A 24,239-nucleotide genomic window follows, 5' to 3' on the forward strand; every position below is an offset into this window, starting at 1 on the left:
CCTGTATCTTCCTTTTTTTATTCTTTTTCTCCAAGTTTCTAATACTGGTTTTTTGGAAAAATTTATACATTGTTGGGGCGAAATAAACCCTCATGAAAAAGTACATGGGGATTATTGTTGACGCTATTTCCAGGCGGCAGTTCAAAGGCGAGATTACTGTTGAAGACGGGAAGATCCTGCGTGTTGAAAAAAAGGAACACGATCATGAGCAGTACATCCTGCCCGGGCTTGTGGACGCCCACGTGCATATTGAAAGTTCCATGACCGTGCCTTCGGTTTTTGCCCGGACGGCTGTTGTAAAAGGTACGGTTGCAGTGGTCAGTGATCCTCACGAGATTGCAAACGTTATGGGGGAAGAGGGCATTGATTATATGCTTGAGGATTCAAAAAAAGCCCCACTGAAGGTCTTTTTTGGAGTGCCTTCATGTGTACCGGCTACACCTTTCGAATCAGCAGGGGCAGTCCTGGATGCGAAGGCTGTAGATCGGTTGCTGGCAAGGGAAGACCTGTGCTACCTTTCCGAGATGATGAATTTCCCGGGCGTGATCTCAGAATTTCCTGAGGTAACGGCAAAACTGGAATCGGCTAAAAAGCACGGCAAGATTGTGGACGGGCACGCGCCTGGCCTGGGAGGAGCCAACCTGCAAAAATATATTGAGGCAGGAATTTCCACAGATCACGAATGTTTTACTTATGAAGAAGCAGTTGAGAAAATAAGGCTCGGAATGAAGATTCTGATCAGGGAAGGGAGTTCAGCCAGAAATTTCGAAGCCCTGCACAGCCTGATAGATGAATATCCCGAATCAGTAATGCTCTGCACAGATGACTCCCATCCGGATACCCTGATATACGAAGGGCATATCGATAAGCTAATCCGGCGCGGACAGGAAAAAGGGCTTGATATCTATAACCTTATCAGGGCAGCTGTGATCAATCCTGTGGAGCATTACGGACTTAATGTCGGGCTGCTGCGCGAGGGAGATGCTGCTGATTTCATCATTGTAGACGACCTGAAATCCTTCAATGTGCTGAGCACTTTTATTGATGGAAACTGTGTTTATAAGAATGGAAAGGTTCTTTTCCCTGTGGAAAAAGTTTCTGCTAAAAATGTTTTTAATAGGAACAAAATTTCAATTGACGATGTAAAACTGGCTGTGCCTCCTGCGGGAGAAACAAAGGAACAAATAATCAGGGAGCAGATGAAAAAAATCAGAGTGATCGTTGCCAGCGACGGAGAACTGATTACAGGCCAGGAACTGGCTATGCCAGAGGTAGAAAACGGTAATATAGTCTCGGACCCCTCAAGGGATATTTTGAAAATGGTTGTCCTGAGCAGGTATGCAGATGATCCTGTCCAGATCGGTTTCATAAAAAATATAGGCCTGAAAAAAGGCGCTATTGCAAGCAGCATTGCCCACGACAGTCACAATATCATTGCAGTCGGGGCTACCGATAAGGATATAGTTGAAGCTGTCAACAGGCTTGTGGAAAATAGAGGAGGAATCGTCGTTGGGACTGCAGACCATTTGCTTGATCTTCCGCTCGAGGTTGCAGGCCTTATGAGCACACGAAATGGAGAAGAGGTAGCTTCCCGGTACCATCTGCTGAATGCAGAAGCCAGGAGACTGGGAACTTCGCTTGAGTCGCCTTTTATGACTCTTGCATTTATGTCGCTCCTGGTAATTCCTGAACTTAAACTTGGGGATAAAGGGCTGTTTGATGTGACGAAGTTTGAATTTGTCAAGCTTTTCGTAAGTGAGTAAAGTGAGTAAGCATAAAAAAACAAGTGTGTGTAAATAAGTATGCGTAAACGAGTATGTGTAAACGAGTATGCATAACAGATCGGGGCAGGAAACAGAATAAGATAGGGAATCATGGCGAAGGCAGCACAGGGCGGAAAATAAACTCGAGCAGAGAACTTTTCTGTTTTTTCAGCCTCTTCTGTCCTTTTCCACAACTTTCAAAACATCAGCATTCGATGCAGTCTGCACGATAACAAACTGCTTGCTCACGGAAGCCGTTTTCTTTGCTGCGGTCTCCATACAGAGCATAAGAATCTTCACCGCATCCTGAAGGTTACTTTTTTTCGTCCATTTATCCTGGAAGCATTTGTTGGCTACCTGCTTTGTAAACTCGTTTCCGAAAGCTATGAAATTGCTTCCTTTTCCCTGGGAAGTCAGCGTCAGTTCGGAATCCTTTAGTTCGGCAATTGCATAGTTTCCTGCTGAAGCATATAGCCTTCTTTTTTTGATGACTCCACCCTCAACCGAAGATACTTCCCCTACCAGGACGCTGTTTCTCTCTGAGATTTTCTCCTTACAGTCCGTAACTATTATTTTGACCCCAAACTCCTCCGCCTTTTTTGCCAGTTCCTCATCCGTAACTATTGTGCCGCTGTAAAGCTCTTTTTCGAGCTTTTCCATGTCGGTTTTCTCTCCTTCAAAAGTGATCTCACGCATATCTCCTGCCATGACTGCGCCGTTCTTTCCAATAAAAGCTATAACAAGGGTCATATTAATTGCTCCAGAACCTGCCTTAAAGATCTTTTTGTTTTAAGGTATTTATATTTCTTAATAATTCTCCTAAAAGAAATATTTCGCATGGACCAGGAAATAATTTTCCTGACCCCTAAGACCGTATTTTACCTGCAGTTTATAGAATACTCCCGCAGCTTGCCTGGCGGCCCTTCCCAAAAGAAAAAAAATATTGAGACCTGAAAAAAGTGTATTTTGGTACTATTTAGTTCAGTTCTGTTGTATTTCCACCATTACACATTTTTTCGATATATTTTAATTTTTGTATTTTTTCACTCTTTATTTCTAGCTTTTTCTCTTTTTTTTCGCGGAAAAGCTGCTTTCCTGCATCAAACGTCATAAGGCTGGTCGGAGAAGACCTGCCTCCAAAAAAACTCTTTTATCGGGATCGCTTTTTGATTGATATGTAAGATATAAAAGCCCCCGCCAGCTTGTCTGGCGGCCCTTCCCAAAAAGAAAAAGTAAAGAGAAATAGACGGAAGAAAACGAAACTGGAAAAAGCAATAAAGATAAATGCAGAAAAGAATTTTATTCAGGAAAATTCATTCGGTTTCGTTTACATCTGCATAGACTTTTTATATCTTTGTTCACTTTTGGCTTTTTTCTTCTTTTTCTCTCTTATTGGGAAAGGACGTTCTCCCGCGTCGAACGTGACAAGAATAACACGGTATGGCGAATAAAGTTGTCCTGGTCAGAAATATCTAATTTAGTCCTTCTGAGCAAAGCTCACTGCGATAAACTATAAATTAGACATGTTATAAATGATTTTTTATATTTCATTTTTTCATTAAGATTAATTATTATGAAAAAGCCGCGCTGATAGCGCGGTAAATTTCCGTGAATATGCCTAATAAGGTTGTTTTGTCCCCCCTAAAGCCCAAAACTCTTCCTTCCCTTTTCGCATAGACCGATAAAAATCCATAGCCACAGCTACCTTTTTTCAATCCTTTTTCTATTTTATAGGCTGGGAACCAAATATCCCTCTGCTCTCTACAGACCGTAAGCTCGTGGAAAATCGCCAGACTCTGTGAACACAGAGCTGTAACATGTTAAATTGCCGGAGAGCCGTAGGAGTGAGGGTGGTAGTCTAAGATAGCCGGACAAAGCCGTAAGTCTGCAAAACTACCCTCCCAGCCTACGTGTCGTTTTTATGAAAATGCAGCTATAAAAAAAGCTGCAATTATCCTTTATACGAGTCTGCTTGAGCGAGCGAAGCGAGTGAAACAGACCGCGTACTCCCGAGGCGCAATTCGGGCGAGGCGCAATTCGGGCGAGGCGCAATTCGGGCGAGGCGCAATTCGGGTGAAGTATTCCGGGTAGAGTAATTTAGATAGAGTAATCCGGATGGAGCAACTCTATCGGTTCAGGATTCAGAATTTAAGCCAGTTTTGTTTTACTTAAAGGACTCTTTGCTGTATCCCTGAGATTAGGAATGTACGCATAAAGAGGCATTACAAATGAGCTGGACTCTCCGGTTTCTTTTTGCTTGAGATGTTCCTGGTATTTTTCGATTACTTCCTTCTGTATCTCTTCCGGGATATTGCTACTGCTTGCCATTGAAATAAATACATCGGGATCGGGCTCTTCTGCAGTTCTAATTAACCAGCATAAAATATTGTGCCTTGTAGTTTCATCAGGATGGCTTAGCAGTTCAAACATGGCGGAGGTATCTCTGGAGGAGAGAAAGTCACGGATGCTAACCGAAGCTCTTGCTGAAATAACCCCTTCAGAGGTTTTAAGAATTAAGATCAAACTCTCTCTTATCGCTTTTCTCTCCTCTTGTGAGAATCCTGTAGAATCAATGCCCTGAAGACCGACTGCAGAAGCCAGGATATAATACTGGTTTTCAGTCTCTCTCAGTCCCTTAAGAAGGCAGCTTATCCTGATATCCTCAGGTATGAGAAAGGGGTGAAAAAGCAGGTTGGCCACTGCCTGAGGTTTATTCCATTTTTTGAGTGTGAAGCGGATCTTCTTAATATCTTTCTCATCTAACTGCCTTAGTTTCGATCTGGCTTCCAGTAAATCATCCAGATCCTCTGCCTCAAAAAAAGTTTTAAGATCGGGACTTGTCCCAGTTGAAAAAATACCCATGTACCATATCCCCAAAGTTTTATACTCTAATTCTGCAAAAAGCTAATTAGAGCCCCCGGCATGCCGGCATTGTTATAATACATAGTTACATATTTAGAACATATATGGGCTTAGAAGTTAATCTATTGTGATCTTATATCTAATTATACTTAAACTTATTTTTTATGTTCTTAGTTGAATATATAATTTATTAGCTTATTAATCTCTTATGAGTCTTATTAATCTATCACAGTCCAATAGTAAAAATATAAATTATCAGTTATATAGATTCGCATTAATTATCATACAGTGACATTAAGTATCATACAGTGAAAACCATATTTTCCCAACAAAACCAAATACCTCAACTACATTATTTATTACATAGGGGATCAATGGGCGTGATCACAATAATCGAGAATTCTGATGAGTTTGCGAATTATTGAAGATCAGAGAATTGGAACATTGAAGATCAGAAAATTGGAACGAGGAAGAGTTGTGATGTGATAGCAGTGACCTACATCTAGCAGTGACCTACATCTGTTTCGCTGCACTCAACCGGATCCATTCTTTTTATATTTATGAGAAATATGGTAGATTATTTTTCGAGAGGTGGTAACTATAATGGCTAATCTCAGAAGAATAAGAAAAGTAAGGAAAAGTATGCCAACCGTCGAGGGCGCAGGGGTACACCTTAAGAGAGCTTTCGGGTTCCAGCATGTGCCTGAGTTCGACCCGTTTTTACTGTTTGATGAATTTCATTCGGAAAAACCTGAGGAGTACAGTATGGGATTTCCATTTCACCCTCACAGGGGGATTGAGACTATTACTTATGTCCTGCAGGGGGAGGTAAGGCATGAGGACAGCCTGGGAAACAGGGGTATAATTCGGCCCGGCGAAGTACAGTGGATGACTGCTGGGAGCGGGATTATCCATCAGGAAATGCCACAGGGGGATGAAAACGGGGCTTTATGGGGTTTTCAACTCTGGGCTAACCTTCCGGCTTCGCAAAAGATGATGGAGCCGCGCTACCAGGAGATCAAAAGCAACCGGGTGCCTGAACTTTTAATGGAGAAAGGGCTGAAAGTAAGAATTATTTGCGGGGAAGTTAACGGGGTTGAAGGACCCGTGCGGGAAATAATAACCGATCCTGAGTATCTGGACGTGACAGTACCGGCAGATGAGAAATTTTCCCATATAACAGTCCCGGGCTATACTGTCTTTGCATACGTGATAGAGGGCAGCGGGCGTTTTGATAAGGAAAAAGACCCATGTGCCTTTGAAGTTGAAGGGGGAAGGTATCTTGACCCTGCAGAGGGTTGTGTGATAGGTCCGGAAACCCTTGTCCTCTATGGAGATGGGGATTCGATCGAGGTGACTGCAGGGGATAAAGGGGTAAGGTTCCTTCTTATATCGGGAAAACCTATCGCTGAGCCTGTTGCCTGGTACGGACCGGTTGTTATGAACACGAAAGAAGAACTGAAAGTGGCTTTTGAAGAATACAGGCAAGGGTCATTTACAAGATAAATGGAAACAAAAAATTAAATTTATTATTCTTTTTATGAATGCATTATCGTTACTGAGAACGAATGCCTTATTCTGCCTAAACTGTAGCCGTCTGAAATCAGCTTTAAAGTGAGTAAACTTTTTTATCTCTATACGATGTTTTGTCGATTTTACTTGCAAGGTTATTGAGTTCTAATTAAGTTTTTACAAAAGCCTTAAATGTTAAAACATGTTATCTAGATCTAACATATGTTAGCTAAATCTAACTAAATGTTATTGATTTCGAATAATATGTTGTAAATAAAGAACATAATTATTGATTTCCAATAAGAGATGTTCAATAAAGTCACATTCAATAGAACAAGATTATTGAAGAGGATGTAAAATGAAAAATATAAAAAAAGAATATACGTACAGGCTTGCTTTAGGAATAGCCATTATGCTTGCGGGGATGTTCTCGGTAGTTTTTCATATATTTGAGACTTCTATCTCTATTTTTCTTATCAACCTCGGCCTGATCCTCTTTGTTATAACAGCTTTCAAACATTTCAGGCTGGGAGATCTCCCTGACAGAGACGAGAGAACAAAAAAACTGGCGGCTTACGGGATAACTTATTCCTGGCTTCTGACATTGGTGCTAATTGCAGTGCTCTACTGGATAGAATACTTCGAACTGATCGAATTTACTGCAGGAGATGTGCTTGGCATACTTCTTATTTTTATGACTATCTCAGCGAATGTCTTCAGGTGGTATTTCATGCAGAAAGGCGATGTTGAGTAAAGACTTCGGAGGATAAAGAGTGAAAACAAGGATCAAAGAGCTTCGGGCAAGGCATGACCTTACTCAGGAGGCTCTTGCAAATCTGGTAGGAGTAAGGAGAGAAACCATCGTCTTCCTGGAAAAAGGGAAGTATAATCCCTCTCTGAAACTTGCCTACAGGATAGCCAGAACACTTGACGCCACAATTGACGAACTGTTTATTTTTGAAGACTCGGACCTAGAATAAATATCAAGGTTCTCGGATCTCGAATAAATACCAGGTTTGTTTCTAAAACTGTTCCGAAAAAACCGACAACAGCCAATATTATATTTATAATTTCTCTCCAGAGTATCAAACAATTAAAGTCCAGGGAATCGGGAAGACTGAAAAAGAGTCTGGAAACATCCAGTTTGAGAGTCCGGTTAGAAAGACTCATAAAAGGTTAATTAAAAGTAGTTTATTGTGTTTTAATTTATTCTGAGAAGTCTATATGAAGCCCATCTACCTGAAACTAAAAATGTATCAGATCCTAAAGAGTTGCTTTTGCCTTCCAATTAACTGACAAAGGAGCAATTGAATGAGATTATATCTAAAATATAGAAGCGTGAAGGAATTAAGTCGAGGCTGTAATTGCAGTAATGCTCACTTTGCTTTTTTGAATTTCATATTATATGGAGAACTTAGCTTTCTAAAGGAGAAGAAAAATTAAATAAGTTTTTTAAATAACATACTATATTTACTAAGCGAGTCATTCAGGAGAAAACATGGAAAATACACTGATTGCCTTTCAGAATGTCTGGAAAACCTATCAGATGGGAGAAGTTCAGGTCAATGCTTTGAAAAATGTAAGTGTGAAACTTGGAAGAAGGGAATTTGCCGCGATAATCGGGCCTTCAGGGAGCGGGAAATCCACTATGATGAACCTGGTGGGCTGTCTGGATATCCCTTCACAGGGCAAAATTTTCTTGAAAGGCAAGGATATAGCACGTCTTCAGGAATCGGATCTGGCTGCCCTCAGAGGCAGGACAATAGGGTTCGTTTTCCAGCAGTACAACCTGATTCCAGGAATGACGGCTCTTGAAAATGTGCTTTTACCTCTGGAAATTCAGGAAATTGATGATAATACTGCGGAAAAAAGGGCAAAGGAATTGCTTGACCTTGTAGGGCTTTCCGATAAGATGCAGAACAAACCCTCCCAGCTATCTGGAGGCCAGCAACAGAGAGTTTCGATTGCAAGAGCCCTTGCCTGCGACCCCGAAATTATACTTGCGGACGAGCCGACAGGGGCGCTTGACAGCATCACCGGAAAAGAGGTGATTTCAATCCTTTACAGGCTCTGGAAAGAAAAAGGTAAAACAGTAGTTATGGTCACCCATGACATGCACCTTGCAGGATATGCCAGCCGGCACATTCAGCTCAAGGATGGAGAGATGGTCAGAGACGGGCCGAATAAAGAACAGATCAGTCCTGAAACATGACCCGGAATGTCTGGGTGAACTTCAAAGGAAAATTGGTTACAAGAGAAAGAAACTGGTTACAAGGGGAAATTGGGTTCGGTAGAAAAATTGGACTCAGTAGAAAACTAAACGGATTTCATGTTAATTTTCAAAATGGGTTTCTGATAAATCTTCTGGAAAAAAGTGGCAAAATTAAGAAATTAGTAAACTGAGGTATCCAAAAATGAATTTTAAACAATTTATCCTTTTTATTTGCATGATTATGCTGAGTTTGTCTTTATGCAGCGGAACTGCCCTGGCTGCAAGTACTTTTGACACAAACAGGAGTCTTGATAAAGGCATAAGTGTTAACCTGCTCAACCAGGATCCTGACCCTGTAAATCCCGGGGATATACTTGAAGTCAGGATTTCTATTGAGAACACCGGTTATACAGATATAGAGAACTGTTATCTGGAAATCAAGCCAGAGTATCCTTTCAGGGCTCTTTCGGGAGAGAAACTTGTAGAGAGTATAGGCACTCTAGGAAAACGCTCTGAGGATGACCGTAGAAAAGTTGTTAAGTTCAAAGTCGGAATTGAAAATGACGTTAATGAAGGCAAATATCCACTCAAGGTATACCTTTACTCAACAGGCAGCAAAAATAAAATCTCCCTTACCAGGGAGCTAACAATAGATATTGATAGTGAATCAAACGCTGAAATAGAGTATATTAACGTAGAGAAGCTGGTGCCCGGGGAGAAAACCAGGCTTATTTTCGGCATAAAAAATGTAGGAAATTCTCCTCTCAAAAACTCAATGTTCTCCTGGGAATGCGCAAACGATGTGATCCTGCCTGTAGGTTCCAGCAATGTCAAGCACATTAACCTTATTGATGTTGGAGAAACTGCCAATGTCAGCTTTGAGGTTCTAACCAATGTGAATACAAAGCCTGGGCTGTACAAGCTGGATATGATACTCACCTATGATGATATCGAGGCACTCCAGACAATTACAGAAGCAGGAACCGTAGAGAACCAGAAGAGAAAGACAATCGAAAGCAAAGCAGGAATCTATATCGGAGGTACCACGGATTTCGATATTGCTTTTATGGAAAGGAGCCCTACCGGAGCTTATACGTTTTCAGTTTCTAATATAGGGAACAACGGCGCAAATTCGGTCAAAGTTTCTGTCCCCCTTCAGGCAAACTGGACAGTAACGGACGGCAGCAATTCCGTAATTCTTGGCAACCTCCAGAAAGGGGACTACACGATTGCGGATTTCAACCTGGAACCCGGAACTGTTGGCAAGGAGCTTCCTATAAAATTTGAGATCAGTTATACCTCCAGTGACGGGATGAGGCAGGTTGAGGAAAATGTACTCTCCCTTTACGCTTCCCCTTCTGCCCTTCCTGCAGGTTCCAAACTGCCAGAAGAAAGCAGCGGGTCGAGTTTCTCCTATAAACTTGTATTACTTATCCTTCTCGGGGCTACAGGTCTTTTTATTTATAAAAAGTATCAGAAAAAAATGAAGGAAAATAATGCTGAAGGACTGACCGGCGAGAACCAGATAGAAGAAAAGAAGACGGACGAGTAAATTTGAAGCCCGGGCCTGTGGTTCCATGAAACTGGCAAAGATTTTGAAAATCGCCCTGAATATGGTCAAAGCCAATAAATTGAGGAGCTGGCTGACCATCATAGGGGTTATTATAGGCATTGCCTCGGTAATGGCAATCGTTACGACCGGGGAGTATTTCCAGGAGCAGGTGACTGAAACTCTGGAGGGACTGGGAGGTGATACCATTACAATCGTGGCATCAACTCCTTTCCAGATATCTTATGAAGAAGATGTGGGGTATGAAGAAAGCTCAGAAGAAAGTACGGTGACAACTGCAGAAAACAAAGAGGGATCTGAAAATGGCAGTTCTGAACCTATGGAAGTTGAACCCGTAACAGAGGCAGAACTCACAAGGATGGACGTATTTGTCCTTCGGAGCATTCCGGCTATCGAATATCTGAACGTCAACGTTGAAGACGGGGCGGAATTGAAATTCGGAAGCGAGTCAACTTACGTATGGGTTAAAGGTGTTGATCCTAATGTGTGGCCTGAACTCACAAAAAAGAAGGTGGGAGAGGGCAGGATGCTGGCACCCGGAGACAGGTCAGTTGTGGTTATTTCTAATGAACTCGCAACGAATACCTTTGAGCGGGAAATCAGGCTCAACCAGATGATACTCCTCAATGGCAGGTCTTACCGGGTAATCGGGATCCTGGCAAAGGACGGAGGACTTCTCGGGGGACTGGGAGGGCTTTTTGGGAGTAGCGTTTACATGCCTTACCAGGAGGTATATTCTCTTCCGTACAGCGATGAGGAAATGCCTGAAAGGGAACGGGATGTCTACGACAATATAGAAATAAAGCTCTATAAAGGAGCAGATTACGATTTAGCCCTCCAGGAAATCGAGCGGAAATTAAGGCTATCGAGGAGAGTTACTGAAGATACGCAGGACTTTTATGTAAACTCTCAGAAAGAAGCAATTGAGAGTACTCAAAAACTGATTAACGGCCTTACAGCGTTCCTTGCGTTTATTGCAGGTATTTCCCTTCTTGTAGGTTCCACAGGGATTGCAAATACTATGTTTACCTCTGTTCTTGAGAAAACAAAAGAAATAGGAATTATGAAAGCCATAGGAGCGAAAAATAGCGATATCATGCTGATATTTCTCTTCAACGCCGCAATGATCAGCCTTGTAGGTGGAATAATAGGTATTCTTCTGGGCACAGCTGCAGTACAGGTAATTCTGCTCCTGATTTCAATTAAAATGAACATTCCCTTCGAATTTGCCCTCAGCCTGAAAGGCACTGTTGTTGCAACCCTCGTTTCCATAGTTGTGGGGCTTATTGCAGGCCTTGTGCCGGCAAAGAATGCATCCGAACTGAAGCCTGTGGATGCACTGAGGTATGAGTGAAGAGTTCAGGAGTAAGGAATTCTAGCAAACAGAATATCTAAAAACAGAGTAGAAAAAGAATGAAGAAAGAAGAAGAGATCGAAAAAAGTAGAAAAATTAAAGTATATATTTTTATTCAAACTATAGATAATAGTGCCAATAACTCTATATAATTAAAAAAGTGTGTATGTTATGTATTTATATGGAGGGAAAAATGGATAGTATAAAATTATTTAAGCAGGTTACGGATGCAATCACCACAATCATCCTTTACATATTGCTGCTCGCGTTAATTGTGGGCATGGCAAAGACCTTACTTGATATTCGCTTTATTATTTTTGAGTCTCTTGAGAGCGGATTCACTCATATGGTAACAAGTGTACTGACAGTTTTTATTGTTATTGACCTTTTCAAAGCTTTTGTTGATTACCACGAACACGACCGGATTAAGCTTACGGATATAACGGATGCCACAATTTTAATAGTACTCCGTGAGATCGCTGTGGGCCTTTATTCCCAGAAGTTCGGGTATGAATTTATTTTGAGCCTTGCTGTACTGCTTCTTGTGCTGGGCATAATGAGAGTTCTTGCTGTCACATATTCCCCGACAAAAGTCCAGGTGCCTTCTGCCCCTTTAAAAGCTCAAGAGCAGCCTTCAAAAACAGGCATAAGCGCCTTGCTTGAACGGTGCAGTCCTGAGCCCGACGGTAATTAACCTCATACCTGCAGACAGCTCAACAGTTTCTCATTTGCCCCAAAAAGCAGGATGAGAAACATTATCTTTTTTATTCAGATAGGGGAAATGTGAAGTAATATTACATGAAAAATGCTCAGAAAAAGAGCGTTTTTAAGGAATTTCCTGGATACAGATATATTGAAATCAGAAGTATTGAAATTAGAAGTATTAAATTAAATATTAAATTAAATATTAAATTAAATATTAAATTAAATATTAAATTAGAAGTATTGAAATTAGAAATATTGAAATAAAAAACTTGGGCTATAGTGCACGAAAATGGAAAAATATATTCACAACCGTACTTCCAGAACAAGTACCGAATCCATCATCCTGGATATCTATAGATTCCTTCTTGATTCATATGGCCCTCAGGGCTGGTGGCCTCTGACAGAACTGCATGGAAAAGGAGGAACAAACCCTACAAAAACAGGATCTGTCCGGGGGTATCATCCCGGAGACTACACCTATCCACATACAGATAGTCAGCAGTTTGAAATCATCTGCGGAGCCCTGCTTACGCAGAACACGAGCTGGCAGCAGGTTGAAAGAGCTCTCATCAACCTCCGGCAAACAAACTCCCTTTCTCTGGAGTCAATCCTCTCCATTGACCCGGAAGCCTTAAAAGAATCCATAAAGCCTGCAGGCTATTATAACCAGAAAGCAGCACGCCTCAAAACCCTTGCAGAATGGTTTCTGGAATTGAAAAGCAGAATACCTCAGAGAGAAGAACTGCTCTCGCTAAAAGGTATAGGTCCCGAGACTGCAGACTCGATTCTGCTTTATGCCTTTAAGCAGCCTTCATTTGTGGTTGACACATACACAAGACGAGTCGTAAGCAATCTCGGTCTGGCTGATGAAAAAGCAAAATATTCTGAAATCAAGGAATTGTTTGAAGAGAATCTGCCGAAAGATCTGGTCATCTATCAGGAATATCATGCTCTTCTTGTAGAACATGCAAAGAGGTATTATCAAAAGAAGATTAACTATTCTAAGTGTCCGCTTCTAAGAAGCTTTCTGGACTGAAATTGCCGGTTTGAACCGTACAGGGTGAAAATTGTGGCCGTACGAACTGAAAACTCGTAGATTAAAAGGTTTTTAAGGGGAAGAAGTAGCTACTTGCGAAACTTCGGATGAAGTTCTCGCTGTATTATGTTTCTTAACCCGACTTAAATACTGGTTTACGTGATCAAATTCCGGGCATTCAAATGCCCTTCCGTAATTGAATACTTGATCTAATCCAGAATTTCGTTACGCATTGTTTGTACATTGTTTGTACATTGTTTGTACATTGGTTGTGCTTTGGTTGTGCTTTGGTTGTATTTTCCTGTTTTTTCCCGAGAGGGGCAGCATCCTTATAAGAGCTTTATTCCGTACCAGTCGGAAAGTTCTGCATCAAGGACCCCTTCATGGACCATCTTCTCGATCTCGTTTTCGACCTGCCCGTAAGTGAACTTATAGTCATATGAGATCGCTGAGATTACATCCGGGCTATGACAGAACCTGTCTGGAAATGCCTTATTGAATATTGTCACGTTCTCGATAATTAAGTTTCTAAGTTTTTCCATTTTATATCACCTTTTTTATTTTTAATTTATGGTTTATTTTCAATCGAATACCCCGCTAGCTTGCTACGGGGATGGAAAACTTCCCCGGTAAGCGTTAATGATAATATGATTTATCAGTTCCATTTTTGGGCTGTTAATTTCTGCTCAAACTAAATTGTTTAGGGTTATTATCTACTCTAACGGAATTTGGAGCGGTGGCGCGAACATACCCCGTTGCTTGCGGCGGGGTGCGCCAGCGCAACTTTGATTCTTATTTTCATTTGTTTTCGGTTTCTCTTAGACATAATATAGTTTGTATGGCTCATATAAATAGATTATCCAAGTAGTCACTATATATCATAGTAATCTATATATTTCTAAAACTCACATCATTGAGAATATTTTTGACTAATATAAAATTACTCACTCCGAATAATTACCCAGTTTACTTATATAAATTTTGTGTTCAGTCTGAGAAAAAGTGTAAGGATCGAACACCAGAGGAAGCAATTTATTAGAGTAAAAGTATATTATAATGCAACAGGAGCAAGAAAACAAACAATAGCTACAAGAAAACAAACAATAGCTACAAGAACTTTTGTTCTAAACCTCTACCAGAGAAGAAATCTTAGGTCGTAGAGACGATTATTCAAAAATTTATAAATGCTGGTGGATTTCTGGTCTGCGAATATTAATTTCTGACTGAGGGCTTTTAGAGGGGTAGACTCCTGGGGGAAGGAGCATAGTGAATCAACTGGTGTTTCAAAATCCAAATCCTGTTCTTCGGGCCGGGGCTGATGGGAGGGTCATCTATTCAAACACAGCAGGTGAGGCCCTGTTGCGCAGGTGGGATATTAAAGTAGGGGAGAAACTTCCTCATTCAGTAGAGACTCTTGTTAAAAGAGTTGTTTCCAGGACCGATCCGGAAAGAACAGAAGTTAAAGTGGGAAAAAAAGTGTATTTCATAGCTTTTTATCCCGTGCCCGGAAAGGAGTATGTAAACATCTACGGGTCTGACATAAGCGGGCAAAAAAAGCTGGGAGAAAAACTCCGTATCAAAGAAAAACAGTATAACGCTCTTTATACACTCGGGAGAATGGCCCTCAAATGTGAAAGTCTTCAGGCTTTTATGGATGAAAGTGTAAGGTTGATCGCTAAAACCCTGGACCTTGAGTTTTGCAAAATCCTTGAATTCACACCTGACGGAAATTTCCTGCTCAGAGCAGGTACCGGCTGGAAACCCGGTCTTGTAGGAAAAGCAGTGGTAGAAGGAGGTAAATGGTCTCAGGCAGGATATACGGTGTTTTCAAAGGTGCCTGTAATAGTAAGAAATTTTGCAGAAGAAAGCCGTTTTGAAGCCCCGGAAATCCTGAGAGAGCACGATATTGCAAGCGGGATTAGCGTCACTATAGTGGATGTGGAAAAACCATTCGGAGTGCTTGGCGCTCATTCTACAAAGAAAAGGAAATTTACCGCGGATGAAACCTACTTTTTAAATTCTGTTGCTTTTGTGATTGCGGAAGTTATTGAGCGCAGGCAGGCTGAAGAAGAGTTACGTCAGTACAAGGAACACCTGGAAGAGCTTGTTGATGAAAGGACTTCTGAGCTTACAAAAATAAATGAACAATTGTTCAGTGAAGTTTCGATCCGCAAACAGGTGGAAAAAGACCTTCAAAATAGCGTATACTTCCTTGAGACATTTCTTGATGCTATACCCTCTCCTGTGTTTTACAGAAACCTTGAAGGTATCTATCAGGGATGCAATGAGATGTTTGCCAGACAGATCCTTGGCCTTCCGAAAGAAAAAATAATAAGGCACTCCATGTACGAATTCAGGGGACAGTACTCTGAAGAGACGCTCAATAAATCCGTATATTATGACAATATACTTCTGAAAGAAGGCAAAAGCCTGCCTCACGAATTGAAAATAAAATGTGCAATAGATGGAGAGTTAAGGGATTTCCTTGCCCACAAAGCTATTTACAGTGATGTATCCGGGGAAATAATCGGGATTGTAGGCGTAATGCTTGATATTACGGAACGCAAAAAGGCAGAGCAGGCCCTTTTAAAAACTGAGGAAATCAGGAAAAAAGAGATCCACCACAGGATTAAAAACAACCTTCAGGTAATCTCATCCCTGCTCAGCCTTCAGGCCGAGCATTTCAGTGATAAAAAAGTAAAGGAATCCTTCCATGATAGCCAGAACAGGGTTATATCGATGTCCCTCATTCATGAAGAGCTTTATAAGACCGGACAGAACGGAGATGTAGAGACCTTTGATTTTAAAGCCTACATCCAGAAACTGGCTAATGAGCTCTTCCGGTCATATATGATAGGAAATGAAGGTATCCACTTAAAGCTTGATATGGAAAGCGCATTCCTTGGGATGGATACCGGAATTCCTCTGGGGATCATTATCAATGAACTTGTGTCTAATTCTTTAAAGCATGCTTTTCCTGCTGGAAGAGGCGGGGAAATACAGATTAAACTCCACCGTACAGGTATTATCAGTCAAAATCAGGACAATAACCGGTACCCTGAAAGTTGTGAGGTCTCTGAGTTCTTACTGACAGTTTCGGATAATGGAATCGGTCTTCCTGAAGATATTGATTTCAGACGTACCTCCTCTCTCGGCTTTCAACTTGTAAATATTCTTGTAGACCAGATCGATGGTAGTATCGAACTTAAAGGAGGAAAAGGGGCCGAATTCAGGATAAATTTCATGGAAGAAACCTGTCTTGAAGAGAAAAGTGGATGATGTTGGATTATTTATAAACCAATGAAATAAACCGATAAAATTAATCGGTACAGGCTAATAAAAACCGGGGTTAGAAAATGGGGTCTCAGAAGGCTTTGAGCTTCAGTTTGCTTTGTGGCCTGTCAGTTTTTCTGGCTGTGCTGCTGTCGGGCTGTGGGTGCATTGAGGTAGGAGAGCTTCAGGTTGAGTCCAGATCGGTTGAGCCGGAGGGAGCCGAATCTGCAGACCTGGAGTTTGATATGGCCAGTGGAAATATGGAAATCAGTGGAGGCACGGACAACCTGCTTGATGCCGAATTCCGGTACAATGTTGAAGACTGGAGACCGGAAATGGGATATGAAGTAAGGGAAAACACAGGCAGACTTACAATCAGGCAGCCTGAAGTACAGGGAGTTGCAGGAGGAAATCGAATCCGGAACGAATGGGACCTGCGTCTCAATCAGGAAATGCCGATAAACCTGAGTGCTGATCTTGAAAATGGAAACTCCGAGCTTTCCCTTGGCAGCTCTTTGCTTAATACACTTGCTCTCAACACTAATAACGGAAATATGCAGGCAGAACTTACAGGTAACCAGTCCCTGCTCAAACAGGTGAATGTGATGCATTCCAATGGCAATGTCCTGCTAACTCTCTCAGGAGACTACCCCTCTCTATCAGGCATAACAATAGAGTCAGCCAATGGGAATATTCAGTCAGAGCTTTCAGGCAATTACTCTTCCCTGGACAATGTAAAAATCGAACTGAACAACGGGAACATTCTTGCAGACCTCACAGGTAACTGGACCCAGGACTGCAATATAGAAATACTGGTAAACACCGGGGAAATAACCCTGCAGCTTCCCGAAAATACAGGGGTTCATGTTGAAGCTGTTACTCCTGTGGCTGTAGAAGCTGCAGGTTTCAGACAGGAAGGAGATGCTTACTTCAACGACGCATATGAAGAATCAGAAGTAACCTTAATCATAAGGGCCTCATCAAGCATAGGAAGTATTAAACTGCAGCTGGCAGATTAAAAGCCTCCAAAACCATAAGCAAAAATTATCCTGAAATTATAAAACCGGCATTTTGCAGGAGATTGACCTGGCGCCAATAAAGTTATTGCAGATTATAAGCAGAACCACGCAGCAAAACCAGATAAAATCAGCAGGAAAATAGATAAATTAGCCTGTGAACGGATAAATCAGCCCGCGAAAGTCGAGGGCGGCAGGAGGACATAAAACATGGTATTTGTTACCAAATCTGTTGAGCTTCCCAACAGGGTCGTGCTTCCATATGTTGAGCAGGGAGACATATCGGGCGTTCCCGTATTGTTTTTGCATGCCGTTGCAGACTCATGGCGTTCCTTCGAACGCTTGCTGCCTAACCTGCCCGAGTCTATACATGCCATAGCTCTGACGCAAAGGGGCCATGGTGATGCAAGCCGCCCTGAAGCGGGCTATCAACCACATGATTTTGCGGCTGACCTTCTGGCTTTTATAGACGTACTTCAGCTTGAAGCAGCCGTGGTTGTGGGGGGTTCCAGCGGAGGCATTATCGCCCGGCGCTTTGCAATCGACCATCCCGAACGCACCCTCGGGCTTGTGCTTCTAGGCTCTCCTTTCACCCTGAAAGACAAAACGGTCCTGCAGGAGCTGTGGGACTCTACAATATCGAAAATGACAGACCCTGTTGACCCGCGGATTGCACGTGAATTTGTAGAGGATACACTTGCTCAGCCAGTGCCGCAGGCATTTTTAGAAACGCTGGTGCAGGAAAGCCAGAAGGTCCCTGCACGTGTATGGAAAGCGACATTCGTAGGTCTCCTGGAAGATGATTCTTCTGGAGAGCTCGATAAGATAAAGGTTCCCACCCTGGTTATCTGGGGCGATCATGATGCATTCTTACCCCTGAGCGACCAGGAAATCCTAAAAGAAGCGATCCCAGGCTCACAATTCGTTGTATATCCCGGTGCCGGACACGCATTCTACTGGGAAGATCCCGCTCGCGTTGCGTCCGACCTTGTGGCATTCATCGAAGAGATCACTGATTGATTGTAAATGTATGGAAGGCAGTTACTGTCCCTTTATATTTTATATTTCTTAAAATCCCTCTGAATCCCTGAGCAATAAAACTCCCTTATTTCTTTTTAAACTCTCTATTAATCTTATTTAACTCTCAATCTTATTTAACTCTCTATTAAGTTTTATTGACCCTCTATTTACTCTCTATTAAGAAGATTCTTAAATGTCCCGCTTGCCTCCAGTATCTTAACTGCTTCAGCAAGATCTTCAGCTATCATCACTCTTTTTGATTTCTCAATCAGGTAATTCTGTCCAGTCTGCAAATATGAAGGAAAAACCCGCTTTCCCTCATAATAAAACTGATCCTTTCTTATTTTGTATGTAGAATCAGCAGGAATCGTATTTTTGCCGTTCCGCCTCTTGCTGATGTAGTTGAAAGCCTTTATTGCAACATCCCCCATTAACAAATAAACCTCAATATTCGGAAAGAGAGAAAGCTCATTCTCCAGTACAAAAGAGCAATTTTTAATCGTTGCAGCTGAAATCCCATACTGAGTTTTTGGGCATTTTACCGCAGTCGTCAGGTAGAATCCGAGATCAAGGATCTCCTGTATGCTGCTTACAGAAATTCCGGCGTCACTAAACGCCTGCAAGGTTGTTTTCAAGAAAAACGGCTCTCCTGAAGTATAAAAATAGTCATGAGAGTTTTCAGGAGGAGCTTCAGAAATCATAATTACTTTGACTTTTCCAGGATTGATTTCCACAGCAGGCGCGAGACACTCGCTTTTATTGATATCGGAACAGGTAAAATCTTTACATTCAATATTTTCAGCAGGTTTCATTTTTGGGTTCACCTCGAGTTGACTCACTGGTCACAGTGTAAGCTTTGCTTTCCTGCGGAATATCAAGCTGCTTTTAATCAGGTTTTCTTTGTGGGGCAGATTTGATGAATAGAAAGCTGTAGCCTACGACAACATAAGGCATAAGAACCCCATGAAGCTCTGAGTTTGATATATTCCTTCAAGTGCAGGATATGCTCATGTAAACTAAAATAATCTTTTAAGGTTACTTAATTTATTCGTGTATTTAAAGCTTCATTTAAAAAGCAACTAACAGGTAGCCGGTCAGAGCCTGGGGCTTTGGAGGCTGAAAATAGCCTGTCATTCCGGTTGATTAAAACAAACAGGACCAAAGAAACAAACAGGACCAAAGAAACAAACAGGACCAAAGAAACAAACAGGACCAAAGAAACAAACAGGACCAAAGAAACAAACAGGAGCGAAGAAACAAACAAAACAGAAGAACTGAGGCTGGTATAATTAATCCAGAACCAAAACAAAGGTAAAATAGAGAAATATAGAAAACAGAAATCAAAGTAACAGAGATTAAAGTATTAGAAAAGAGGGTATAAGTGACCCATAAGGTCCGATCCACAATTCAATGTAGTTCTTTACTCAGTTAAGTTCTACTTATTTAAGTCACTACTCAGTTAAGTTACTACTTAGTCAAGTCATTACCTATTTAAGTTACATACCTTCTTCGTACGTCTTCTTCATAGATCTGGGACTGACCTTATGGATCAATTTATAATATGTTGTCAAGGTATAAAAAAATAGCGATAGAATACTTCTTTCTTTAGTAAGTAATAATTCCTGATATATAATCTGTATTTAAAAAACGATTGGCTAACCAGGAGTGGCTAGCCAGGCTTATTAAGTGCGTGTTAACACATTCCCAGGGCTCTGAGGAGCTTCTGTAAATCTGCCTTGGAGCTTTCAACAAAGACTCCCCTTGTTCCTGAGATCATAACGGTCCAATCACCGCCGCTGTACATCCAGTTATTCTGGGGCACCCAGTTCATCCCGTAAAGCTTTGTGTAAGCACTCGCCAGAGCATCGAACATCATATTCACAGCTCCGCAGAACTTGGCGGTCGTCTCTGCCATCTCCTTGGGCATCCCGTCCTTGGCTTTATAATCCACAAGCTTTCCTTCGGGACTGAAAATCCCGGCTGCCATTACCCCTTCAAACTTCAGAAGTTCATCTAACGATAGATTACATTCTTTTCCGTTCATACACTTCCCCCACTAAATTTCAGTATATAATTGGTGAGCATAGTAATTTCAGTTCACGAGTTTCCTGCTTCTTTCCCCAAATTACTATTCACATGTCCGCAGGCTCTTCTACATATCCACGTGTGCATCAAATTAGTTCAGTAAGATAAATAGCTCCTTTGTACCTGTTTTTTCTCATAAAGGAGTAGAAAAAGATTGACACAATATTATATAAATATATCAAATTAAAAAAAGAAAGTTAAAAACTTAAAAATCAGGCATTTCCATTTAATGAAAACCTGCTTAACACTGTTCTCAAAGTTAATTATAGACACTTTCAGGACTTTGTTTTGGAGAATATTGCATAATTAAAATCCAGTAAGGGCATTTTGGTAGTCTAAAAAACATACAGACTACTAAACACAAGCATTTGAATGACTGAAAAGAAGACTCAGATAGCTGAGATAAGCCTTCAAAAAATGCAGGAATATGACTTGAAATCGGTTTACTGGAATTCAAAGATGGAAAAGAAATCCAACTTATCCCAGTGTTCTAACTCAAAACTCTCATAAGGGATTTCATCGAGTTCAGGCATGTGAAAGGAGAAAAAGCAAACTGTCTTAAAAATGAAAAAATTACCCGAAAAAACTGAGAATCAACAGGAGATTTGAGGGCAACAGGTAAAATTTCTTTGCTGTTTTGATAAATATATTCATACAGTACGAGTATTTATTTTTGGGGCTTTTTAGATTTAAGAGTGGGCGCACAGTTTGAAAGAATAATATCAGATATAAATATAGGCAGATATTAAAGATATCTCCAATTAATTAGTTGTAATTATAAATAATTGATTGACTGTACCAGCAGCATATGGGCGTATCATGACATAGACGCCATAAATAATTTGTATATTAAAAATAATCAATTTAGAATATATGTTAAACTCCTCCTTTGTAACGAAAAAGAATTTCCATGCTGGGCAGTCTTACCTATGTTTTACACAAAAGATTCTTTATAAAAGAAGGTCAGATTTTTCCTTATGCAGGAAAGAGAGGAAAAGGAACTCACAGCCTATTGCGGGCTTTACTGTGCTGATTGTATCCATTTCTGTAATAAACATAGTAAACTTGCGGGACAGTTAAAAGAGGCACTTGAGGATGCAGGCTTTCAGAGTTATGCCAGTGTAAAAAGTCCTTTTGGTTCGGAGTTCCAGCAGTATGATGCGTTTCTTACCGTGCTTGAAGCTCTTATAAATCACACCTGCTCTGAAGGCTGCAGAACCGCAGGAGGGTGCAGTGCAGTGCCCTGCCAGATAATTCAGTGCTGCAAGGAAAAAGGCTACGAGGGATGCTGGGAATGCGGGGCTTTTGAAGCATGTGAGAAGTTTGAGTCCTTAAAACCCCGCTGTGAAGCTTCGGTAATGCATAACCTTAAGGAAATCAGGGAAAATGGTTTTGAAGGCTGGAGTAAGCGGCGCAGGCCTATTTATAACTGGCAGGAGGAGTGAACGTAGAAAGAGCCAAACTGAGAAAGGCCTGTTTGAGAAGGAACCATAACTCAAACAAGCCCAAAAAAGTAATCATATTTAATGACCAACTGGCGTGACTTACAAATGAACTTGAATCCAACCCGAATCGGAGAAATATTTCGGAGGCACTTCTATGGCAAATCCAGGCGATAAAATATCACCAATCGATGTAAAAACCGAAGAACTTAAGAACCTGCCAGTAATCAAAGATTATTACCTTGTTCTGGGTGGTGGAAAAATTGGCACAGATTTTCTTCAGTACGCCCGCAAGAATAAGTTCCCCTTTATGCTTGTTATCGACAGGGATGAAAACGCGCCTGCTTCAAGAGAAGTTCAGGTTCTTAAAACCGAAAGCGAGATTGTAGATCTCCTCAAGAAAAGAGCTAAAGCCCCGGTTCAGGAAGGGATGAAAGAACAACTTCTCCGGACAGAAGGGAAAAGGAAAGAAGAAAATAAGGAATCTGATAAGGAATCAAGTAAGGAATCAGGTAAAAAATCAGATGCTTATTTTTACAGAATGGACATGCAGAGAATCCCTTTTCTCCTCAGCTCTGGCATCCCTGAATATATTATCCCTGCCGTGCCATGCCATGCAATTGCATATATGCTTGCAGATATCCTTAAGTTCCCAACGCAGGAGGCAAAGAAAGAAGAAAGCCTCAAAGAAAACCGCAAAGCAGGCCTTCCTGAAATAAATAGTCCTGAAATAGATAGTCTTGAAAAAAACTGTTCCAGGGAAAGCAGCCCTGTAAATGAACTCTTTATCAGGCCTGAAGATTCGGAGCTCATGTCTTTTTTCAAAACAATTGCATCGGTGTTTCCTGAAGATGTAATCGCAGGCAGTTACCCTGAACACGGCATGCTGTTTTTCTCGTATGCAAGGGAAGGAGAAATTTGTCCCGATGGCTGCCCCGGACCGAGAGATAAATGTCCTACCTTCGGACGGAAAAAACCGAAAACCATTACCGAATATACAAGAGAACTTATCCACACCATCCCGGGATGGGTCTTTGAAAGCCATCAAATGAAGCCTGGAATAGGTGGATTGAAGGGCGTGGAGTTTAAACGGAATATGCTGGAGATCCGGGAATTCGTAAGTAAGCTTCAGGAAAACGGGAGCGCGAAAAAGTCTGAAAAACTCGAGGACAGGGCTTTTTTCATAGCAACTACCTGCACATGCCATGGAGTTTTAAACATTTTCTACGTTACCTGAATTGATTATTGAACATCCGCCGACTCTATCCTGACTATCGAGCTCTTAACCGAAATATCAAGTCTCTATATACAAACTATCAAATAACCTTTCATAGAACCTTTCATAGAACCCTTCATAGAACCTTTCATAGAACCCTTCATAGAACCTTTCATAGAACCTTTCATAGAACCTTTCATAGAACCTTTCATAGACCAGCCGTTCAAATGATCAAGCAGCTTTTCATAGACCAGATCTTCCATAAACCAAAGGTACATCTGCTAGCAGACCCGATAATGATGGGGATTACATGGATGCATTTGTGGGCACAAGCGGCTGGTACTATGAGTGGAACAAAAAGAAAAATCTGGAGTGGTTTGTGGAGAACTCCGGTCTGAATTCCGTAGAGCTCAACGCAAGTTTCTACAGGTTTCCATTTCCAAACAATATAACAGGCTGGAGCACAAAAGGTGCGGAGCTCAGGTGGAGTGTAAAAGTCCACAGGTCTATAACCCACTGGCGCCAGTTCAGTGAAAGCGCTCTTGATATATGGGAAAACTTTCGGCAACTGTTTGAGCCCCTGGACCACCTTATTGATTTTTATCTTTTTCAGGCACCGCCAAAATTCGATGATCTTGAAAAAGCCCTGTGGTTTGCAGGAGAAACGGGACTTGGCGAAAGATTTGCTCTGGAAATAAGGAATAAAGAGCTGCTTGGAAACGATGAGCTGTGTACAGAGCTTACGGAGAATGTGACCCTGGTATCGGTAGACTCACCGGATCACAGGGACCGAATATTTCCCGGAAAAATCGTTTATATGAGAATGCACGGAAGAGAAGGCTGGTACAGTTACAATTACTCACAAGAAGAAATTAAAGAAACTGTCCGGAGAATAAATGAATCCGGGCGTGAGAAAGTCTACATTTATTTTAATAACAATCATAACATGCTCGAAAACGCAAGGACGGCATTAAAAGTCTTTTCAGATATGTAAACCCGGGAGTTTTACCCCTGTTTTCAAAAATCTCTATTTTTATGGACTGAAAATATCTGGATTAACGGCTTCAGACTTCTATTCTAACAAGAAAAAAAATTTGCTCCAATTGTTAACCAATGATATGAATAAATTATTATATAAAGAGCTATATTTAAAGTTTGATCCGGATAACCCAC

The 24,239-nt window shown here is 41.3% G+C and carries 23 protein-coding genes; 17 read left to right on the forward strand and 6 right to left on the reverse strand.

What is annotated here, in order from left to right; translation table 11 throughout:
* Positions 1-92: 92 nt before the first annotated feature.
* On the forward strand, positions 93-1,763 hold the full coding sequence (gene ade, locus ACZ5A8_RS12085) for an adenine deaminase (protein WP_464529303.1): 1,671 nt from the start codon (positions 93-95) through the stop codon (positions 1,761-1,763).
* Between the two features lie 168 nt (positions 1,764-1,931).
* Here the strand turns inward: ade and ACZ5A8_RS12090 are convergent, their stop codons facing one another.
* From ACZ5A8_RS12090 to ACZ5A8_RS12100, 3 genes are all read right to left on the reverse strand, one after another.
* Positions 1,932-2,513 (reverse strand): DUF2121 domain-containing protein, encoded by a 582-nt coding sequence (locus ACZ5A8_RS12090; RefSeq protein WP_464529305.1) that lies wholly within the window; start codon positions 2,511-2,513, stop codon positions 1,932-1,934.
* Between the two features lie 226 nt (positions 2,514-2,739).
* A complete protein-coding gene (locus ACZ5A8_RS12095; protein ID WP_464529307.1) occupies positions 2,740-2,874 on the reverse strand; it encodes a hypothetical protein in 135 nt (44 codons plus the stop codon).
* 1,037 nt (positions 2,875-3,911) lie between these two features.
* On the reverse strand, positions 3,912-4,625 hold the full coding sequence (locus ACZ5A8_RS12100) for a hypothetical protein (RefSeq protein ID WP_464529309.1): 714 nt from the start codon (positions 4,623-4,625) through the stop codon (positions 3,912-3,914).
* Between the two features lie 603 nt (positions 4,626-5,228).
* On the opposite strand from ACZ5A8_RS12100, the gene ACZ5A8_RS12105 reads away from it, so the two are divergent.
* The 9 genes from ACZ5A8_RS12105 to ACZ5A8_RS12145 all read left to right on the forward strand — a co-directional run bounded on the left by ACZ5A8_RS12105 (position 5,229) and on the right by ACZ5A8_RS12145 (position 13,014).
* Complete coding sequence (locus ACZ5A8_RS12105) at positions 5,229-6,131, forward strand: pirin family protein (RefSeq protein WP_464529311.1); 903 nt, start codon at positions 5,229-5,231, stop codon at positions 6,129-6,131.
* Positions 6,132-6,495: 364 nt separating this feature from the next.
* Positions 6,496-6,891, forward strand: coding sequence for a hypothetical protein (locus ACZ5A8_RS12110; RefSeq protein ID WP_464529313.1), 396 nt, complete (start codon positions 6,496-6,498; stop codon positions 6,889-6,891).
* A 19-nt stretch (positions 6,892-6,910) separates the two neighbouring features.
* Entirely contained in the window at positions 6,911-7,117 is a 207-nt protein-coding gene (locus tag ACZ5A8_RS12115) for a helix-turn-helix transcriptional regulator (RefSeq protein WP_464529315.1), read from the forward strand.
* Positions 7,118-7,635: 518 nt separating this feature from the next.
* On the forward strand, positions 7,636-8,349 hold the full coding sequence (locus tag ACZ5A8_RS12120) for an ABC transporter ATP-binding protein (RefSeq protein WP_229391538.1): 714 nt from the start codon (positions 7,636-7,638) through the stop codon (positions 8,347-8,349).
* Positions 8,350-8,584: 235 nt separating this feature from the next.
* Positions 8,585-9,901, forward strand: a complete 1,317-nt coding sequence (locus ACZ5A8_RS12125) for a COG1361 S-layer family protein (protein ID WP_464529317.1) — start codon at positions 8,585-8,587, stop codon at positions 9,899-9,901.
* Between the two features lie 25 nt (positions 9,902-9,926).
* Positions 9,927-11,273 (forward strand): ABC transporter permease, encoded by a 1,347-nt coding sequence (locus ACZ5A8_RS12130; RefSeq protein ID WP_464529318.1) that lies wholly within the window; start codon positions 9,927-9,929, stop codon positions 11,271-11,273.
* 193 nt (positions 11,274-11,466) lie between these two features.
* Positions 11,467-11,967, forward strand: coding sequence for a phosphate-starvation-inducible PsiE family protein (locus ACZ5A8_RS12135; protein ID WP_464529319.1), 501 nt, complete (start codon positions 11,467-11,469; stop codon positions 11,965-11,967).
* 104 nt (positions 11,968-12,071) lie between these two features.
* Positions 12,072-12,242, forward strand: coding sequence for a hypothetical protein (locus ACZ5A8_RS12140; protein WP_464529321.1), 171 nt, complete (start codon positions 12,072-12,074; stop codon positions 12,240-12,242).
* A 25-nt stretch (positions 12,243-12,267) separates the two neighbouring features.
* On the forward strand, positions 12,268-13,014 hold the full coding sequence (locus ACZ5A8_RS12145; RefSeq protein WP_464529322.1) for an endonuclease III domain-containing protein: 747 nt from the start codon (positions 12,268-12,270) through the stop codon (positions 13,012-13,014).
* A 329-nt stretch (positions 13,015-13,343) separates the two neighbouring features.
* Here the strand turns inward: ACZ5A8_RS12145 and ACZ5A8_RS12150 are convergent, their stop codons facing one another.
* Positions 13,344-13,556, reverse strand: a complete 213-nt coding sequence (locus tag ACZ5A8_RS12150) for a hypothetical protein (protein ID WP_229391549.1) — start codon at positions 13,554-13,556, stop codon at positions 13,344-13,346.
* A 724-nt stretch (positions 13,557-14,280) separates the two neighbouring features.
* On the opposite strand from ACZ5A8_RS12150, the gene ACZ5A8_RS12155 reads away from it, so the two are divergent.
* From ACZ5A8_RS12155 to ACZ5A8_RS12165, 3 genes are all read left to right on the forward strand, one after another.
* Positions 14,281-16,293, forward strand: coding sequence for a histidine kinase dimerization/phosphoacceptor domain -containing protein (locus ACZ5A8_RS12155; protein ID WP_464529324.1), 2,013 nt, complete (start codon positions 14,281-14,283; stop codon positions 16,291-16,293).
* Between the two features lie 77 nt (positions 16,294-16,370).
* Positions 16,371-17,306: a toast rack family protein gene (locus ACZ5A8_RS12160; protein ID WP_464529326.1), complete on the forward strand. Its 936-nt coding sequence runs from the start codon at positions 16,371-16,373 to the stop codon at positions 17,304-17,306.
* Positions 17,307-17,513: 207 nt separating this feature from the next.
* Positions 17,514-18,323 carry an alpha/beta fold hydrolase gene (locus ACZ5A8_RS12165; RefSeq protein WP_464529327.1) on the forward strand — a complete coding sequence of 270 codons (810 nt, stop codon included), beginning with the start codon at positions 17,514-17,516 and terminating at the stop codon, positions 18,321-18,323.
* Between the two features lie 167 nt (positions 18,324-18,490).
* On the opposite strand, the gene ACZ5A8_RS12170 is transcribed toward ACZ5A8_RS12165, so the two are convergent.
* The gene (locus tag ACZ5A8_RS12170; protein WP_464529329.1) at positions 18,491-19,135 is read right to left on the reverse strand and encodes a uracil-DNA glycosylase family protein; all 645 of its coding nucleotides are present in this window, start codon (positions 19,133-19,135) and stop codon (positions 18,491-18,493) included.
* Positions 19,136-19,432: 297 nt separating this feature from the next.
* On the opposite strand from ACZ5A8_RS12170, the gene ACZ5A8_RS12175 reads away from it, so the two are divergent.
* On the forward strand, positions 19,433-19,612 hold the full coding sequence (locus tag ACZ5A8_RS12175; RefSeq protein WP_464529330.1) for a hypothetical protein: 180 nt from the start codon (positions 19,433-19,435) through the stop codon (positions 19,610-19,612).
* A 404-nt stretch (positions 19,613-20,016) separates the two neighbouring features.
* Here the strand turns inward: ACZ5A8_RS12175 and ACZ5A8_RS12180 are convergent, their stop codons facing one another.
* On the reverse strand, positions 20,017-20,367 hold the full coding sequence (locus ACZ5A8_RS12180) for a DUF2173 family protein (protein ID WP_464529331.1): 351 nt from the start codon (positions 20,365-20,367) through the stop codon (positions 20,017-20,019).
* Positions 20,368-21,385: 1,018 nt separating this feature from the next.
* Between ACZ5A8_RS12180 and ACZ5A8_RS12185 the strand changes: the two genes are divergently transcribed.
* The 3 genes from ACZ5A8_RS12185 (at position 21,386) to ACZ5A8_RS12195 (ending at position 24,060) form a co-directional block, all read left to right on the forward strand.
* On the forward strand, positions 21,386-21,853 hold the full coding sequence (locus ACZ5A8_RS12185; RefSeq protein WP_464529333.1) for a DUF3795 domain-containing protein: 468 nt from the start codon (positions 21,386-21,388) through the stop codon (positions 21,851-21,853).
* Positions 21,854-22,007: 154 nt separating this feature from the next.
* On the forward strand, positions 22,008-23,087 hold the full coding sequence (locus ACZ5A8_RS12190) for a hypothetical protein (protein WP_464529334.1): 1,080 nt from the start codon (positions 22,008-22,010) through the stop codon (positions 23,085-23,087).
* Positions 23,088-23,376: 289 nt separating this feature from the next.
* The gene (locus tag ACZ5A8_RS12195; RefSeq protein ID WP_464529335.1) at positions 23,377-24,060 is read left to right on the forward strand and encodes a DUF72 domain-containing protein; all 684 of its coding nucleotides are present in this window, start codon (positions 23,377-23,379) and stop codon (positions 24,058-24,060) included.
* Positions 24,061-24,239 lie beyond the last annotated feature (179 nt).

This window comes from Methanosarcina subterranea (assembly GCF_055385895.1).

Excerpts from the sequence above, each read along its gene's own strand:
- ACZ5A8_RS12190 (WP_464529334.1), top strand. The coding sequence starts at position 22,008 with ATGGCAAATCCAGGCGATAAAATATCACCAATCGATGTAAAAACCGAA.
- ACZ5A8_RS12140 (WP_464529321.1), top strand. The coding sequence starts at position 12,072 with ATGAAAAATGCTCAGAAAAAGAGCGTTTTTAAGGAATTTCCTGGATAC.
- ACZ5A8_RS12195 (WP_464529335.1), top strand. The coding sequence starts at position 23,377 with ATGGATGCATTTGTGGGCACAAGCGGCTGGTACTATGAGTGGAACAAA.
- ACZ5A8_RS12105 (WP_464529311.1), top strand. The coding sequence starts at position 5,229 with ATGGCTAATCTCAGAAGAATAAGAAAAGTAAGGAAAAGTATGCCAACC.
- ACZ5A8_RS12165 (WP_464529327.1), top strand. The coding sequence starts at position 17,514 with ATGGTATTTGTTACCAAATCTGTTGAGCTTCCCAACAGGGTCGTGCTT.
- ACZ5A8_RS12180 (WP_464529331.1), bottom strand. The coding sequence starts at position 20,367 with ATGAACGGAAAAGAATGTAATCTATCGTTAGATGAACTTCTGAAGTTT.
- ACZ5A8_RS12170 (WP_464529329.1), bottom strand. The coding sequence starts at position 19,135 with ATGAAACCTGCTGAAAATATTGAATGTAAAGATTTTACCTGTTCCGAT.
- ACZ5A8_RS12130 (WP_464529318.1), top strand. The coding sequence starts at position 9,927 with ATGAAACTGGCAAAGATTTTGAAAATCGCCCTGAATATGGTCAAAGCC.
- ACZ5A8_RS12090 (WP_464529305.1), bottom strand. The coding sequence starts at position 2,513 with ATGACCCTTGTTATAGCTTTTATTGGAAAGAACGGCGCAGTCATGGCA.
- ACZ5A8_RS12125 (WP_464529317.1), top strand. The coding sequence starts at position 8,585 with ATGATTATGCTGAGTTTGTCTTTATGCAGCGGAACTGCCCTGGCTGCA.
- ACZ5A8_RS12150 (WP_229391549.1), bottom strand. The coding sequence starts at position 13,556 with ATGGAAAAACTTAGAAACTTAATTATCGAGAACGTGACAATATTCAAT.
- ade (WP_464529303.1), top strand. The coding sequence starts at position 93 with ATGAAAAAGTACATGGGGATTATTGTTGACGCTATTTCCAGGCGGCAG.
- ACZ5A8_RS12120 (WP_229391538.1), top strand. The coding sequence starts at position 7,636 with ATGGAAAATACACTGATTGCCTTTCAGAATGTCTGGAAAACCTATCAG.
- ACZ5A8_RS12110 (WP_464529313.1), top strand. The coding sequence starts at position 6,496 with ATGAAAAATATAAAAAAAGAATATACGTACAGGCTTGCTTTAGGAATA.
- ACZ5A8_RS12160 (WP_464529326.1), top strand. The coding sequence starts at position 16,371 with ATGGGGTCTCAGAAGGCTTTGAGCTTCAGTTTGCTTTGTGGCCTGTCA.
- ACZ5A8_RS12095 (WP_464529307.1), bottom strand. The coding sequence starts at position 2,874 with ATGACGTTTGATGCAGGAAAGCAGCTTTTCCGCGAAAAAAAAGAGAAA.
- ACZ5A8_RS12100 (WP_464529309.1), bottom strand. The coding sequence starts at position 4,625 with ATGGGTATTTTTTCAACTGGGACAAGTCCCGATCTTAAAACTTTTTTT.
- ACZ5A8_RS12135 (WP_464529319.1), top strand. The coding sequence starts at position 11,467 with ATGGATAGTATAAAATTATTTAAGCAGGTTACGGATGCAATCACCACA.
- ACZ5A8_RS12185 (WP_464529333.1), top strand. The coding sequence starts at position 21,386 with ATGCAGGAAAGAGAGGAAAAGGAACTCACAGCCTATTGCGGGCTTTAC.
- ACZ5A8_RS12145 (WP_464529322.1), top strand. The coding sequence starts at position 12,268 with ATGGAAAAATATATTCACAACCGTACTTCCAGAACAAGTACCGAATCC.